At 50.4% G+C, this 13,635-nt stretch carries 14 protein-coding genes, 1 pseudogene and 1 other annotated feature; of the genes and pseudogenes, 14 read left to right on the top strand and 1 reads right to left on the bottom strand.

The features are described 5' to 3' along the window. From AC1DWB_RS27770 to obgE, 9 genes are all read left to right on the top strand, one after another. Positions 1-686: RNA-guided endonuclease InsQ/TnpB family protein (locus AC1DWB_RS27770; protein ID WP_477544345.1), on the top strand; the 686-nt coding region annotated here is incomplete at its 5' end. Positions 687-1,590: 904 nt separating this feature from the next. After that, positions 1,591-2,517, top strand: coding sequence for a peptidoglycan DD-metalloendopeptidase family protein (locus AC1DWB_RS27765; RefSeq protein ID WP_477544344.1), 927 nt, complete (start codon positions 1,591-1,593; stop codon positions 2,515-2,517). Continuing rightward, a complete protein-coding gene (locus AC1DWB_RS27760) occupies positions 2,510-3,391 on the top strand; it encodes a M50 family metallopeptidase (protein ID WP_477544343.1) in 882 nt (293 codons plus the stop codon). The genes AC1DWB_RS27765 and AC1DWB_RS27760 overlap by 8 nt, the downstream gene beginning before the upstream one ends. 32 nt (positions 3,392-3,423) lie before the next feature. Continuing rightward, positions 3,424-4,716: an Rne/Rng family ribonuclease gene (locus AC1DWB_RS27755; protein ID WP_477544342.1), complete on the top strand. Its 1,293-nt coding sequence runs from the start codon at positions 3,424-3,426 to the stop codon at positions 4,714-4,716. 66 nt (positions 4,717-4,782) lie between these two features. Then, positions 4,783-4,884: a sequence feature (ribosomal protein L21 leader region), on the top strand. Positions 4,885-4,898: 14 nt separating this feature from the next. Further along, positions 4,899-5,210, top strand: a complete 312-nt coding sequence (rplU, locus tag AC1DWB_RS27750; RefSeq protein WP_477544341.1) for a 50S ribosomal protein L21 — start codon at positions 4,899-4,901, stop codon at positions 5,208-5,210. A gap of 12 nt (positions 5,211-5,222) precedes the next feature. Then, a complete protein-coding gene (locus AC1DWB_RS27745) occupies positions 5,223-5,567 on the top strand; it encodes a ribosomal-processing cysteine protease Prp (RefSeq protein WP_477544340.1) in 345 nt (114 codons plus the stop codon). Between the two features lie 6 nt (positions 5,568-5,573). Further along, positions 5,574-5,885 carry a 50S ribosomal protein L27 gene (rpmA, locus tag AC1DWB_RS27740; RefSeq protein WP_477544339.1) on the top strand — a complete coding sequence of 104 codons (312 nt, stop codon included), beginning with the start codon at positions 5,574-5,576 and terminating at the stop codon, positions 5,883-5,885. Between the two features lie 260 nt (positions 5,886-6,145). After that, entirely contained in the window at positions 6,146-6,769 is a 624-nt protein-coding gene (locus AC1DWB_RS27735) for a Spo0B domain-containing protein (protein ID WP_477544338.1), read from the top strand. 10 nt (positions 6,770-6,779) lie between these two features. Then, entirely contained in the window at positions 6,780-8,081 is a 1,302-nt protein-coding gene (gene obgE, locus AC1DWB_RS27730; RefSeq protein WP_477544337.1) for a GTPase ObgE, read from the top strand. A 66-nt stretch (positions 8,082-8,147) separates the two neighbouring features. On the opposite strand, the gene AC1DWB_RS27725 is transcribed toward obgE, so the two are convergent. Continuing rightward, positions 8,148-8,648 carry an NUDIX domain-containing protein gene (locus AC1DWB_RS27725; RefSeq protein ID WP_477544336.1) on the bottom strand — a complete coding sequence of 167 codons (501 nt, stop codon included), beginning with the start codon at positions 8,646-8,648 and terminating at the stop codon, positions 8,148-8,150. A 390-nt stretch (positions 8,649-9,038) separates the two neighbouring features. Here AC1DWB_RS27725 and AC1DWB_RS27720 point away from each other — a divergent pair, with 390 nt between their 5' ends. The 5 genes and pseudogenes from AC1DWB_RS27720 to AC1DWB_RS27700 all read left to right on the top strand — a co-directional run. After that, positions 9,039-9,494: an ACT domain-containing protein gene (locus AC1DWB_RS27720; RefSeq protein ID WP_477544346.1), complete on the top strand. Its 456-nt coding sequence runs from the start codon at positions 9,039-9,041 to the stop codon at positions 9,492-9,494. Positions 9,495-9,532: 38 nt separating this feature from the next. Further along, positions 9,533-10,819, top strand: a complete 1,287-nt coding sequence (locus AC1DWB_RS27715) for a homoserine dehydrogenase (protein WP_477544335.1) — start codon at positions 9,533-9,535, stop codon at positions 10,817-10,819. Between the two features lie 50 nt (positions 10,820-10,869). Further along, positions 10,870-11,853, top strand: coding sequence for a homoserine kinase (thrB, locus tag AC1DWB_RS27710; RefSeq protein WP_477544334.1), 984 nt, complete (start codon positions 10,870-10,872; stop codon positions 11,851-11,853). Next, a complete protein-coding gene (gene pheA / locus AC1DWB_RS27705; RefSeq protein ID WP_477544333.1) occupies positions 11,850-12,713 on the top strand; it encodes a prephenate dehydratase in 864 nt (287 codons plus the stop codon). Before thrB ends, pheA begins: the two co-directional genes overlap by 4 nt. A gap of 454 nt (positions 12,714-13,167) precedes the next feature. After that, a pseudogene (locus tag AC1DWB_RS27700) lies at positions 13,168-13,635 on the top strand (hypothetical protein); the annotation flags it as partial.

The following is a 13,635-nucleotide window of genomic DNA, read 5'->3' as shown; positions in this document are numbered from 1 at the left end:
GCTATGAAGATGGGAAAGCAGCAACGGAAAACCAAGGAAATCAAGTTGTTGGTGTTGATTTGGGTGAAATTCATTCCATCACAGCGACGACCACAGAAAACAAAGCTGTCATCATCACAGGAAGAAAAGTAAGGAGCATACACAGGTTTAGAAACAAGAAGGTAGCCGAGCTGCAAAAACTCATGAGCAAGTGCAAAAAAGGCAGTCGTCAATGGAAAAAGTACAAAAAAGCGAAAATGTACGTACTAAGCAAAAGTGACCGCCAACTAAACGATGCCATCCACAAAACAACAAGACAATTCGTACAGTGGTGTACGGAAAATGATGTAAAAACGATAGTAGTTGGCAAAGTGGAAGGCGTACAGAGGAACACTAAAAAGAAAAGAAGAAAAATCGTAAATCAAAAGTTATCCAATTGGAGTTTTGGTAAAATTCAAAAGCAACTCGAATACAAGCTCGAAGAACATGGAACAACGATGAAGACGATGGATGAAAGCTATACAAGTCAACAATGTCCTTGTTGCGGTAGAAGGAAAAAAACGTCTACAAGAAATTACAAATGTTCCTGCGGCTATGAAGAACATCGAGATGTTCACGGCAGCAAGGGGATTTTGTCCAAGTATCTTCATGGAGATATACGCGATTTGGGCAAAACGAAAGAAGTCAAGTATCTACGGATAGCCTAGAGCTAGAAGTAGTAGATGGTGAGTTCCCACCCACTTGCAAAAGTGTTGCTTACGATAGCTTGCTGTTCGGTTTCCGCTACATGTGTAGCGAAAGACAGTAGCCAACCTGCTGTCTTATAGAAAGTTACGGCAAGTAGTAGTAAGAAACCCCTACTTCTTAGTGAAGCGTAAGTAGGGGAGGTTCATAGTATGGTTTTCCGCTCATGTTGTTATCTATAGTTATATCTAGTTTTTATGTTTATTTTAGGTATTTAATCTAAAGAAGAGAGGTTAGATCGAGATGCCAATTGTTTATCGGTATAACAAGAACGTTATTGCAATAAGTGAAACACGGAATGAAGATGATGTTGAGTTTGATATCAGGATTTTTGAGGATAAGTATTGGGAAGAAATGAAGCAGGTTCAGAGAACGTTCGAAGGGAATAGCGTGCATACTGACGTTCTATTTTATCCTTATGAGAATCATCATTTCCGAGTCATCGTACGCCAAGATTACTACTTAGATTTTATACTTGCACTTATGAAACACCAGCTCCTAGAGAGCACGGAATGGAGTTAACGTAATACCCGCAGTAAATGCCTCGGATGAAGGCTTTTACTGCGGGTTATTTGTTTCTAATCCTCCCTACGCGATTGACCGCCTTCCTATACTTAGCATTTTCCGTATCACAAGCTCGGAGGCGGAGCCGATGTTCAGGGGCTCATTGACTATTTTGCCAAGCAGCCAAGGGTTCAAGAGGAAGCGTTCCAGGTATTCCTGCGATTTTTCGGGATGGCATATGACTTGTCGGATCGAATTCATAGCGATAATCCGGTACAAAGGGTACATATGCACAGAGGGATGCTCATAAACATGTAGGGAGTGTAGCTTGGCCTACGTAATGTTGATGGAGGTCATCCCCATATGGAAGTCAAATCGAATGTAAAACAAAGAAGAATCGACCGGATGAGACAGCTTTCTGAACCGAGTCCGCAAAGGCAACTGCAGCCTCAAGCTCAACGACAACAGCAACGACAATCGATCCCCAATGTGTTGCCAACGACAACGACTCAGGAGCCGGTGCATCTACCAACCGATGAGCGCTGGCTGGATCCGGAGTTCGTATGGAATCAGCGTGACCGTTATCGCAGTGAGAGCTCCGAGTGGACTTCACCCAGCTATAACCGTATTGATTATCCCATTGAGCGTACTTATACCGGCAATCGCTGGCTATCTCCGCCGACCAGACGTCAATTATGGGTGAAATTCGGGGTTTCTGCGGTGATCTTCGCGCTTGCGCTCGGTACGTTCCGCTTCGATCATCCCTTGACGCTGAAGGGCAGGCAATGGATCACGTCAGCCTTGACCACAGACTATGATTTCACAGCCACTGCCGCCTGGTACGAAGCAAAATTCAGCGGTTTGCCTGCTATTCTGCCTGCCTCCTGGCGCAGAGCCGACCCCGAGACGCAAAAAGCTAGCACAGTCAATGCACGGCAGCTGTATAGTCCGATCACCGGGCAAATTATCGTGCCCTACACTTTATCCGATCCGATGATCACGATTGAAACCGCATCCGGTGAGGCGAAGGCGGTAGACGCAGGGCGAATTATTGCTGTCACGACTGGTACCGATAACCGAGTCACGGTCGTTATTCAGCATGCCAACGGGCTGCAATCGACTTATGGGGGGCTGTCAGCAACCACTATCAAGAAGTACGATTGGATCAAAGGCGGAGAGATCGTTGGTCAAATATCCGCTGGAGCGGGGAATAAAACGGGACGGCTGCAGTTCGCCATGAAAAAGGACAACCAATGGATCGATCCACTGGATGTGGTCCCATTTGATTAAACTATTCGGCATCCGCTTTCGCCTACATCCCTTATTTACGATCATGATGCTGTTCTCCGTCATAACCGGTTATTTCACGGAGCTGCTTATGTTGTTTTCCATCGTGCTCATTCATGAGCTGGGACATGTAGCGGCAGCCCGAAGCTTCGGCTGGACGGTGACGAAAGTGGAATTGCTGCCATTCGGCGGCGTAGCGGAGACGGAGCAATTAGGCCGAAGCACGATCAAGGAGGACATCCTCGTTGCGTTGGCAGGTCCGCTGCAGAACGCTTGGATGATTGGAGTTACTTATGCACTGATGGGTCTGGGCCTCTGGGATTCAGAATGGAGCTCCTACTTCGTCAAGGCGAATATGATGATCGGGTTGTTCAATCTCATTCCCGTTCTCCCGCTCGATGGGGGCAAAGTTATGCAAGCGCTGCTGAGCTGCTGGATTCCCTACTACCGGGCTATTCAGGCCAGTACGTGGGTTAGTATGGGATTAAGCATCGGTCTGATTATGGCCTCGTTCTGGCGAATTCATTCGGACGGAATTGCGTTCAACCTCCTGATCATTGCCGTATTCTTGTTAGTGTCCAATTGGTATGGCTTCCGGAACGCTTCCTATCAGTTCGTACGCTTTCTAACGAATCGGAACAGCCGAATGGTACCGCTGATTGACAGAGGGACGTTGGCACAACCGATCGTAGTCGCTCCGCACCGGACCGTAGTGGATATTGTACAACTGTTCATGCGAGAGAAGTATCACATCGTCTACGTACTCGGAACTGGAGGCAGTGTGAAGGCTGTGTTGCCCGAACAACGGCTCCTGCATGCATATTTTCATTTGAATCGCCCCGGAAGTCCCGTTTCTGATGTTTTCATGTTAAAATAGAAGCGTGAGGACGAGAAAGCCGAGGTGAGTGCATGAAGCAAATTGTGGTACAGAGCCGTGAAGGCGATACACAGGTCGCCCTGCTTGAGGATGGTCAGTTGACAGAGTTCTATTCCGATCGTCCGGTCAAGGCTCAACTGGTAGGTAACGTATACAAAGGAAAAGTTGTGAATGTTCTCCCGGGGATGCAGGCCGCTTTTGTTCAGATCGGCTTGGAGAAAAATGGATTTATATATATCGATGACGTTCTGCCTGCGCATCTGGATCAGGTGCCGCGAATGAAGCCGCCGATTACGGAGTTGCTGCGCGAAGGACAGGAGCTGACGGTTCAGATTGCCAAAGAATCGCTTGGCACAAAAGGGGCGCGTGTGACCACGCACTTCTCTCTGCCTGGACGTTGGATCGTGTATATGCCGAATGCCGATTACGTGGGAATATCCCGTAAGATTGACGGGGAATCGGAGCGAGCCAGATTGAAGGAAATTGCCGAACGGATACGTCGACCCGGCGAAGGGATGATTATCCGTACGGTGGCGGAAGGGGAACCCCCGGAAGCACTGGAACGAGATCTAAACATGCTGCGCAGCGAGTGGACTCGCATTCTGGAACGAGCCGAGCGCGCGAAGGTGCCGGAACTTCTGTTCCGAGAGCCAGGTGTGCTGGAACGACTTGTTCGCGATTCGTTCACCGAGCAGGTGGACGAGCTGGTAATCGACGATGCGGGGAAAGCATCCGAGATCAGCAGGTTAACTCGCGAGATGGGTTTGAAGCTTGATGGACGTATCCGGGTACAACGAGATGATTCGGGCAAGCTGCTCCATCATACACTCGGCATTCATCAACAGCTAGAGTCGGCCGTGCAACGTAAGGTTTGGTTGAAGAGCGGCGGTTATCTGATCATTGATCGGACCGAGGCGCTGACCGTCATTGACGTGAACACGGGCAAGTACACGGGAAGCAGCAGCCTGGAAGATACCGTGTATACGACGAATCTGGAGGCAGCGGAACAGATCGGCAGACTGTTGCGATTAAGAGATTTCGGCGGCATCATCATAGTCGATTTCATCGATATGTCGTCCGAGAAGAGCCGTACGGAGATAGCCGACCATCTCGCCGAAATCATGAAGCGGGATCGGACGAAGTCACTCGTAGTAGGTTGGACGCGTCTGGGTTTGCTGGAATTGACACGCAAGAAGGTGCGTGAGAGTCTGGACGAATTGCATATCGTCGCTTGTCCGCATTGCGGTGGTACAGGTAAGGTGCCAGCACCGGTACCCACAGCGAAGCCGAAGATGCACCACAGGCCGCCCAATAAGTTCTATTAATTCTGTTGTTGCATAGCCAGTATTATTCCGCTATAATAGACGAATGTGTGTTGTCAGCGCATGCTGCACATGCTGTAACCGCGCGAAACAGGTACGAACCGAAGAGCGTATGCCCGGCTTAACGCTGTGAGCAGAACGCCACCTGAATAGGCGAGTCTGAGACATGAGGAGGTGCGTAACGAATGTACGCAATTATCGAAACAGGTGGCAAGCAGTACAAAGTAGCAGTAGGCGATGTATTATACATCGAGAAGTTGACTGCAACAGAAGGTGAAGTCGTAACATTTGACCGCGTATTGGCAGTATCGAGCAATGACGGTCTTACAACGGGTTCCCCGCTTATCTCTGGAGCTAGTGTATCCGCGAAAGTGGAGAAGCATGGCAAAGGCGAGAAAATTCTCGTTTTCAAGTACAAAGCGAAGAAGAACTACCGCCGCAAGCAAGGTCATCGTCAGCCTTACACTAAAGTGGTTATCGAGACAATCCAGGCGTAAGAGGTCGGGCTAATGGTACGAGTTATCATGCAACGACTGGCCGATGGCCGTATCGCTGGTTTTTCCGTTTCCGGTCATGCCCACTATGATAAGTCGGGCAAAGACATTGTATGTGCTGGAGTGTCCGCTGTTACCGTCGGCACCGTGAATGCGGTGGAAACCTTGACAGGCGTGGAGTTGCCGAGCACGATGAAGCTTGGGTTGCTGCGTGTGGAGGTTCCAGTCGATCTGGAGCAGGAAACGAACACGAAGATACAATTGCTTCTGGAATCGATGGTCGTGATGTTGGACACGATTCAGAAGGAATACGGACGATATATCGATATGCAAGATCAACTATTAGAGAACAGGAGGTAAACTATCATGTTGAAATTAAACCTTCAGCTATTCGCTTCGAAAAAAGGGGTAGGTTCCACAAAGAACGGCCGCGACAGCATGGCGAAGCGCCTTGGCACTAAGCGTGCAGACGGTCAGACTGTAACCGCAGGCAGCATCCTGGTCCGCCAACGCGGCACCAAGATTCACCCAGGTAACAATGTGGGCATCGGTTCGGACGACACGCTCTTCGCAAAAGTGGAAGGCGTTGTGAAATTCGAACGTTGGGGACGCGATCGCAAGAAAGTGAGCGTGTATCCGGTAGATGCAGCTCCGGTTGCAGCAGCAGTCGAAGCGTAAATCACGAATGGTCAGGAACCCCGGCTTAGGCTGGGGTTTTTTAAATTCCCGGGGTCCCCGCAAAGTAATAGGAATCAACTTCGAAGGCTTACGTTACTTTGTGGGGTTATAGTCCCGGGGTCCCCGCAAAGTAACAGGAATAAACTTCGAAGGCCTACATCACTTTGTGGGGTTATTAATTTGTAGAAGGTGCGCTTGTTTAAATTTACCATTCACAATGGTATACTGGTAGGAAGTTCAAGGAACGGAGAAGATTTCAGATGGATCTGGAAGAAGAAACCAATTCCGTGGATCACACCCACCAGCGCGAGCTGCAAGCCAAAGACGAGCTGTTGATGGATGTCGTTAACTACCTAAGACATGACTGGATGAATGATATCCAAGTGCTATATGGATATTTGCGAATGAACAAGGTTGATAAAATGATCGAGTTTATGGAAACAATAAAGCAAAAGGCGGCTCGCGAAAGTTTGATTGCCAAGTTAGGTGTGACGGAACTAATTGTGTATTTGCAAACTTTTCGCGTGCGGTGTCCCATGATCCAGTTGGAGGTTGAAGTGGAGCCGGGGTTACAGTTGCAAGAGCTGCCCGTAGATGCGGGTTGGGTTGCGAACCTAACCATTGCGCTGCTGGACTGCTTCCAGCGTCATACATACGAATCGATGAATGGCGAGTTGCACAACCTGCAGCTGGAATGGTTAACGCAGGAGCAGGAGCTTATGCTCATATTTGATTTCCGCGGCTACTACGATCAAGCAGCGTTACAGCAATCTATATCGGAACGGATCGCACTCGCCGGAACGAATAGCGAGATTCGGTCGGAGAGCGAATTTGAATCGCAATGGGCGACGCTTACCCTAGCAATCCCGTTGGTTCACGAATGAGGTGTAAGGAATGTTTTTGGATAAAGCCAAAATATATGTAAAAGGCGGCGACGGCGGCGATGGGATCGTATCATTTCGCCGCGAGCTGTATGTGCCGATGGGCGGACCAGCAGGAGGGGACGGAGGAGACGGCGGCGATGTGATCTTCCGTGTCGATGAAGGACTGCGTACCTTGATCGACTTCCGTTACCAAAAGCATTTTAAAGCGACCCGTGGCGAGAAGGGCCGTAACAAGAGCCAGAATGGGGCGAACGCCGATGATATGCTCGTTCGCGTACCTCCGGGAACCGTTGTCATCAATGATGATACGCAGGAGGTTATCGCTGACCTTGTTCGCCATGGACAGCAAGTTGTTGTCGCGAAGGGTGGTCGTGGAGGCAGGGGCAATATACGGTTCGCGACGGCCAACAATACCGCACCAGAGATCGCTGAGAACGGCGAAGAAGGTCAGGAGCGTTGGATCGTCCTGGAATTAAAGGTTATGGCCGACGTTGGGCTAGTCGGATTCCCAAGCGTCGGGAAGTCGACGCTGTTATCCGTCGTGTCAGCTGCGCAGCCGAAGATCGGAGCGTACCACTTCACGACCATTACGCCGAATCTCGGCGTAGTAGATGTGGGGGATGGCCGCAGCTTCGTCATGGCTGACTTGCCAGGCTTGATCGAAGGCGCACATGAGGGCGTTGGGCTCGGCCACGAGTTCCTACGGCATGTGGAGCGCACCCGGGTCATCTTGCATGTTATCGATATGGCCGGCACAGAAGGCCGGGATCCATATGATGACTGGCTGAAGATTAACGAGGAGCTGCGGCTATACAACGAGAAGCTGGCCGAACGCCCGCAGATTGTCGTCGCCAATAAGATGGACATGCCAGATGCTGAAGAGTACTTGGTTATGTTCAGAGAGCGACTTGCGGAAGACGGCCATCAGGTGGAGATATTACCGATCTCCGCCGTAACAAAGAAGGGCATTCAAGAAGTACTGTATCGTGCTGCTGATGTGTTAGCGACGATTCCGGAAGCTCCGTTGGTCGAGGAAGTATCTGAAGTGTCCGAGCGCAAAATATACAAGCTGGACAAAGACGAGGATCGTGACTTCACGATTCGCCGTGAGAACGATACGTTCATTATTGAGAGTCCGGGGATCGAGAAGATGATTAAAAGGATGAACCTTGGCTCCTACGAAGCCGTCATGCGATTAGCGCGCGTCATGCGTAAGCTTGGCGTAGATAGTGCATTGCGGAAGAAGGGTGCCGAAGACGGCCATATGGTACGGATTGGCGATTACGAGTTCGAGTTCGTGGAACACGATTAATATGAAGTACTTAGGACCGTCAAGCTGTGAATACAGCCAGACGGTCCTTTCTGTTATTAAGGCAACTTACATAAGCGGATCTGTTAGGGGCGTCCACACGACTAGGGGTTCGTCGACTTCAAGTGATCGAACTACAGACCCCATCCATACATGGGGAGAGTGTGGTTTGGAGACGAAGTGTTCCAGGGTTGCTCGGAATGTGTAGGGAAGGGGCCGGTCGAGGATGGCAGATGTCGGAATCCAGTGAAGCTCCCCTTCGTCTGTGCTATGAAAGTCCCTTCGTTTGGCGCGGCCTACATAAATAAACTGCTGGCGAAATTCGCCCTTGTTATTGCGCATCAGCACATAACGAAGCGTCAGTTGCTCTATATCATGCTCTTCGAATCCGGTTTCCTCATAAATCTCACGTAAGCAGGCCAGCTTCGGATCGGCCAATTCGGATGGCTCGAGGTGTCCACCTACTGTCGCCCATAACCCAGGATTTAGCGTTCGTTTCTCGGATCGTTTCATCATTAATAGGTCGTCCCCGTTGAACAGCAAGGCTGCTGCAATGAGCCGCAATTCCATGATTTTACCTCCTGGCTGACTGGTTGAAGTAAGCAAGCACATCGTGTTTGCATGAGTTGAACTGGATAGTATTATTTCATACGAATCTTTCGCCGTCCAGTCTGAATACCTATTTTCAAAATTGCCTCTTGCTCCCTCCTTGTACTTCCGTTATAATGTCCACTATATGCAAACAAAGGTCTCTTACGGGAGGACGGTGGTAAAGGGATGGAAATGACGACTTCAGGCGACGGTCCGACGGATACGGAAACAACAAGCGATACTAGTCATACTTCAGATCATACAGCTGGGGCTGTAGACAGCGCTGCGAATAACCAAGCTGGACCTCCGTCCACAGGAAATCAGGCAGAGCCGATTTTACGTGCCAGACCTGCATCAACCCCTTCCGCCATCCGAACGGATGAGGCCAAGACGGAGCGATATTTTCTAGTGCGCGAAGATATATTGCCGGAGGCTTTGGTGAAGACGATTCAGGCGAAGGAATTGTTAGCCAAAGGGGAAGCCAAGACGGTGCATGAAGCCGCTGACCGGTGTGGACTTAGCCGGAGCGCATTTTACAAATACAAGGATGGCATTCATCCGCTTAGTAAGCTGGATCGCGAGCGAATTGTGACGATCTCGATGGATTTGCTGCATCGTGCGGGTATTTTATCGAAAGTGCTGGCCATTATTGCCGGACTGGATGGTAACGTTCTAACGATTCATCAAACGATTCCGTTGCAGGGGAAAGCGAATGTGGTGCTTTCCGTGGAAACTTCCCATATGGGAGAGAACGTGGTGCAACTTCTGGACGCCATTCGCGACCAAGATGGAGTTGCGCGTGCCACGGTCATTGGTCAAGGATAACGATACACCTACATTACTTATTCGGGAGGAATTGAAATATGAAACCAGTGAAAGTCGGTCTATTGGGAATGGGGACGGTCGGAACCGGGGTTATCCGCATTGTCGAAGGCTATCAGGAAGATTTGCAGAAGCAAGTAGGCTCGCCGATCCAAATCGAGAAGGTGCTCGTGCAGGATCGCAGTAAAGCGCGCCGGTTCAATATCGATGCGAACAAGCTTACAGAGAACGCTTGGGACATCATCGATGATCCGCAGATTGATGTGGTGGTCGAAGTGATGGGCGGGATTGATACAACGAAGGAATACATTCTCGCTGCTCTGGAGCGGGGCAAGCATATCGTTACAGCGAATAAAGACTTGATGGCCTTGCATGGGACTGAGATATTGTCCAAAGCGTCGGAGAAAGGCTGCGATGTGTATTACGAAGCAAGTGTGGCTGGCGGTATACCGATTATCCGCACTTTGATCGAAGGGTTCTCTTCCGACCGGATCACGAAGATCATGGGTATTGTGAACGGAACGACCAACTATATCTTGACCAAGATGAGTCAAGAAGGCGCATCCTATGCAGATGTCTTGAAAGAAGCCCAGCAGCTTGGTTATGCCGAATCGGATCCGACTTCGGATGTGGAGGGGCTGGATGCCGCTCGGAAGATGGCGATTCTCAGCACACTAGGCTTCCATGCGAATGTGGAACTGGCTGATGTCGAAGTTAAGGGCATCTCTCAGGTGTCCAAGGAAGATATCACCTATGGCCAGCGCCTCGGCTATGAGATCAAGTTGCTCGGTATCGCAGAGCGCCAGGATGACCTGATCAGCGTCAGTGTTCAGCCGACCATGGTTAACAAGACACATCCGCTTGCTGCGGTTAATGGTGTTTTCAACGCTGTATACGTACATGGCGAGGCAGTTGGCGAGACGATGTTCTATGGACCGGGCGCAGGGGAAATGCCTACAGCGACTTCTGTCGTAGCTGACTTGGTTGCAGTCGTTAAGAATTTGAAGCTTGGTGTGAACGGTCAGCGTGTCTTCGTCCCTTATAAGGAGAAGAAACTTAAGACCGACGAGCAAATCGCATCCAAGTATTATATATTGCTGCATGTGGCGGATAAAGCCGGCGTGCTGGCGAAGATTACACAAGTGTTCGCGGAGCATGAGGTCAGCCTCGAATCCGTGGTGCAGCAACCGAACGCGAACCATGCCGACGCCGAGATCATCATCATTACGCACGATGCGAGCAAGGCAAGCATGAAGAAGGTGCTCGATCACTTCCAGTCACTGGATGTCATCTTTGCAATCAAGAGCGTTTACCGGGTAGAAGGTTAAATCGAATCGAGTACAGGGAGATTTCATAGTAAGCTGGAGGAAACACAAGGATGAGTACCGAACAACGTGTTTACGTTAAAATTCCGGCCAGTACGGCCAATCTAGGACCGGGCTTCGATTCGCTCGGCATGGCATTGAATTTGTATGCATGGATTGAGATGAGTGTGGCTACCGAACGGACGACGATTCGCTTGTATGGCGATCAGATGAATGGTGTTCCTACGGACAAGTCGAACCTGGTCTACGAAGTGGCCCAACAAGTATTTCGTGCAGCAGGCGTGGATCACCCTGAGCTGGACATCGCGATGTACAGCGACATTCCGCTCACGCGTGGACTAGGCAGTAGCGCCTCGGCGATCGTCGGTGCGCTGGTCGCGGCGAATGCCTTGATCGGCCGCCCGCTGTCCGACTACACGTTGTTCCAAATGGCATCAGCGCTTGAGAAGCATCCAGACAACGTAGGCGCGTCCTTATTCGGCGGCGTGATCGCGGCATTCTGGGACGGGGAGCGTGCCGAGCACCTGCGCCTCGAGCCGGAGGACCGGCTTGAGGTGCTCGTCGCAATCCCGCAGTTCCAGCTGTCGACGGAGAAGGCGCGCCATGTGCTGCCTACTTCCGTGCCGATGAAGGACGCCGTGTACAACGTCGGCCACAGCTCGTTGCTCGTAGCGGCGCTCGCTACCGGCCGCTACGACATGATCCGGCACGCGATGCGAGACGCGTTGCACCAGCCTTACCGGGCGTCGCTCATCCCGGGGATGAGCGACATCCTGGAGCGCGCCGTCGATCACGGCGCGCTTGGGGTCGCCTTGAGCGGCGCGGGGCCGACGCTGCTCGCGCTTGTCGATGCCGCGAGCCTGGCCGCAGGCGGCAAGGCGGAGCTAGAGTGCTTCCTGCGCGACACGCTGAAGCGCGAGGGTATCGAGGCCGAGACGCTGTGGCTGAAGCCGTGTTTGCATGGGGCGCAAGTGTTGACACACTTCAATCCGTTGTGTACGCTTATCGAAAACATTAAAGGGGAAGTTCCAGCGTGAAACGAATCGCCTTTCTAGGACCAGCAGGCACGGTTACGGAAGAGTCCACCCGTTATTTTTTCAATACGCAACAAGTGGAGTACGTGCCGTTTACATTAATATCGGATGTGTATGGGGCTACATTGTCAGGGGAGACCGATTATAGCGTCATTCCGATTGAGAATACAATCGAGGGCTCGGTGAAGCTGCATATCGATGCGATTGTTGATGGCGTGGAGCTGCCGATGCAGGCGGAGTGGATCTATCCTTCCGTGCAGAATCTAATCGGTCGGCGGACACCGGGTGTGTCGGACATGTCGGGCATTCGTCGAGTCGTGTCAATCGACGTGGCTATCGCCCAGTGCCGCCAATTCTTGAAGGCTGAGCTGCCGCAAGTGACGTATCAGAATGTAAGCAGCACTGCAGAAGGTGTCCGGATTGTCCAGCAGTCCGGCGATCCTACGCTGGCTGCGATCGGTACGAAGCTGTCGGCGAAGCTGTATGGACTGGACCTGCTGGCGGAGAATATTACCGATCACGACAACAACTACACTCGATTCGTCTTACTCGGGCGAGATAAGCCTGACCTGCGTCCGGCGGAACAGCACAAGACGACGATTCTCGTCACGCTGCCAGAGGATTACCCGGGTGCGCTTCATCAAGTGCTGTCCGCATTCGCTTGGCGGCGTATCAACTTGTCCAAGATTGAGTCAAGGCCGACGAAGAAGAAGCTGGGCAATTATTATTTCTATATCGACATTGAAGCTTCCATGGACACGGTGCTGTTGCCAGCCGCTCTGTCCGAGATCGAAGCGATCGGTTGCCAGGTACGACTGCTTGGTTCCTACCCGAGCTATACGTATAGCAATGCTGGTGAATAACAGGATTCATACAACACTTACAGGAACTATCCGGAATTTACATTTTCCGGATAGTTTTATTTTTATGAGATTACCAGAGTTTGGGGTTCTGGGGGAGACCGGAGGCTATTCTCCTTTATTAGGAGGGAGACTTCTCGTACCATTACTGGTCCCATTTCTGTTCTCCTCACGCTTTAACTGCTTTCCGAGAGAAGTCCCCTTCCTCTTCAGGGAGGGGATGAATTTCGGCTAGGCGAAGCCTAGAGGCTATTGACTTTGAACTAAATCTAATTGCCTATTATAATCGCTAATGGCTTTTTTGAACGAAGTCAAAAAAACTACAACATTTTCCAACAAGGAAATGGAGTTACAACAACGATCATGTTCATGTTCTATTCAGAGCATCCTAACATGGAATTATCGAAATTGCATAATGACAGATTGGATCCTATCAATAGCTCAGAAAGCGCTGTCAGTGAGAACATTTGTTTGGTATAATCAATTCAAACAAACGTTCTTATTTTTTTTGATGTGGGAAGGCAGGCAAGAGTCGATAAATCTGATTCCAGGTTCAGAAGCGGCAGGATCATCTGTTACCGTTTCAACCCTATCGAGAATCAGGAAAGGAGGAGAGAACGAAGTGATCCGATGTGTSAAAACAGCGTTTCAAACTTCAAAAGCCGATCTGAATCGACTATTTGAGTGCAACCGCATTTCAGCACAAATTTGGAACGAGTGCCTATCTCTTGCCAAAGACTTTGCCACCCAACACAACGGAAAATGGATTGGAAAAACAGAACTTCAAGCAGCATTGAAACATCGATTCCCCTTGCATTCWCAGTCCATACAGGCGGTTAGCCATAAATATRTATTTGCCCGAGACAGCGCAAAACAGAGTAAAAGCAAAGGGTTGAATAACAAGTACCCCTACAAGAATAAAAAG

The sequence above is a fragment of the Paenibacillus sp. P4_E11 genome, assembly GCF_056401635.1.
The sequence above is the reverse complement of the archived record's forward strand: the minus strand, read 5'-3'. Positions and strand labels throughout refer to the sequence as shown.

Excerpts from the sequence above, each read along its gene's own strand:
- AC1DWB_RS27765 (WP_477544344.1), top strand. The coding sequence starts at position 1,591 with ATGGAAGTCAAATCGAATGTAAAACAAAGAAGAATCGACCGGATGAGA.
- AC1DWB_RS27755 (WP_477544342.1), top strand. The coding sequence starts at position 3,424 with ATGAAGCAAATTGTGGTACAGAGCCGTGAAGGCGATACACAGGTCGCC.
- rplU (WP_477544341.1), top strand. The coding sequence starts at position 4,899 with ATGTACGCAATTATCGAAACAGGTGGCAAGCAGTACAAAGTAGCAGTA.
- AC1DWB_RS27745 (WP_477544340.1), top strand. The coding sequence starts at position 5,223 with ATGGTACGAGTTATCATGCAACGACTGGCCGATGGCCGTATCGCTGGT.
- rpmA (WP_477544339.1), top strand. The coding sequence starts at position 5,574 with ATGTTGAAATTAAACCTTCAGCTATTCGCTTCGAAAAAAGGGGTAGGT.
- AC1DWB_RS27735 (WP_477544338.1), top strand. The coding sequence starts at position 6,146 with ATGGATCTGGAAGAAGAAACCAATTCCGTGGATCACACCCACCAGCGC.
- obgE (WP_477544337.1), top strand. The coding sequence starts at position 6,780 with ATGTTTTTGGATAAAGCCAAAATATATGTAAAAGGCGGCGACGGCGGC.
- AC1DWB_RS27725 (WP_477544336.1), bottom strand. The coding sequence starts at position 8,648 with ATGGAATTGCGGCTCATTGCAGCAGCCTTGCTGTTCAACGGGGACGAC.
- AC1DWB_RS27715 (WP_477544335.1), top strand. The coding sequence starts at position 9,533 with ATGAAACCAGTGAAAGTCGGTCTATTGGGAATGGGGACGGTCGGAACC.
- thrB (WP_477544334.1), top strand. The coding sequence starts at position 10,870 with ATGAGTACCGAACAACGTGTTTACGTTAAAATTCCGGCCAGTACGGCC.